Raw genomic sequence first — 925 nt, 5'->3', positions numbered from 1 at the left:
CCTGCCGCAACGAGGACGGCAGCTTCAACCCGGAGCGCTTTGCCCAGCAGGCGCGCGACCCCCAGGTCAAGATGATCGAGATCAAGATCAGCCAGGGCGCCAAGCCGGGCCACGGCGGCATGCTGCCGGGCGCCAAGGTCACGCCCGAGATCGCCGCCGCGCGCGGCATCCCGGTAGGGGTGGACTGCGTCTCGCCATCGTCCCACAGCGCGTTTTCCACGCCGGTCGAGCTGATGCATTTCATCGTGCGGCTGCGCGAGCTCTCGGGCGGCAAGCCGGTGGGTTTCAAGCTGTGCATCGGCCACATCTGGGAATGGTTCGCCATCGTCAAGGCGATGCTCGAGACCGACATCACGCCCGACTACATCGTGGTCGACGGCGCCGAGGGCGGAACGGGCGCGGCGCCCATCGAGTTCTCCGACCACATGGGCGCGCCCGTGCAGGAAGGCCTGCATCTGGTCAACAACACGCTGATCGGCGTGAACCTGCGCCACCGCATCAAGATCGGCGCGGCGGGGAAGGTCATCAACTCCTTCGACCTGGCGCGCATGTTCGCGCTGGGCGCCGACTGGTGCAACAGCGGGCGCGGTTTCATGATGGCGCTGGGCTGCATCCAGGCGCAGGTGTGCCACACCGGCCGCTGCCCGACCGGCATCACCACGCAGGACGCGCTGCGCGAACGGGCGCTCGTCGTGCCGGACAAGGCCGTGCGCGTGGCGCAATACCACGCCAACACGCTGCACGCGCTCAAGGAACTGCTGCAGGCGGCCGGCCTGATGCACCCGGACCAGCTCACGCCGCACCACATCGTGCGGCGCATCGACAGCTCGCGCATCCGGCTGCTCTCGGCCGTCATGCCGACCATCCGTTTCGGCGCCATCCTGGATGATCTGGAGAACCAGCACAGCGTCTACCGGCTGTACTG

1 protein-coding gene is annotated in these 925 nt (G+C 68.0%); it reads left to right on the top strand.

All coding sequences use genetic code 11. From position 1 onward, the window contains the following. The coding region (locus tag A612_RS10255; protein ID WP_019374401.1) for an FMN-binding glutamate synthase family protein at window positions 1-925 on the top strand (925 nt) is incomplete at both ends.

It is taken from the genome of Melaminivora alkalimesophila (assembly GCF_000282995.1).
GTDB lineage: Bacteria > Pseudomonadota > Gammaproteobacteria > Burkholderiales > Burkholderiaceae_C > Melaminivora > Melaminivora alkalimesophila.
Note: the sequence above shows the minus strand (reverse complement) of the source record. Positions and strands in the feature narration are given on the sequence as shown.